At 68.3% G+C, this 208-nt stretch carries 1 pseudogene; it reads right to left on the bottom strand.

What is annotated here, in order from left to right:
- Positions 1–15: 15 nt before the first annotated feature.
- Positions 16–208, bottom strand: a pseudogene (locus tag WA762_RS35610) (epimerase); the annotation flags it as partial.

The raw sequence follows: 208 nt of genomic DNA, 5'->3' as shown, positions 1-208 counted from the left end.
GGGACATGGGGTGGGTCAGAACCTTCCGTCGCGGACCTGGAACTTGGTGGGCTTGCCGGACAGTGGCAGTCCGCGGCGCAGCCAGTCGGCCTGCCATTCGACGAGGGTGCGCAGGGGGGTGTCCGGGTAGCCGAAGAGGGCGTGGCAGTGGCTTGCGTCGGAGAGGAGTGCGGTGGGTGCTTCCTGGCCGGTGATGATTGGTTGGCGG

Source organism: Streptomyces tyrfis, from assembly GCF_037034285.1.
Lineage (GTDB): Bacteria > Actinomycetota > Actinomycetes > Streptomycetales > Streptomycetaceae > Streptomyces.
Note: the sequence above shows the minus strand (reverse complement) of the source record. Positions and strands in the feature narration are given on the sequence as shown.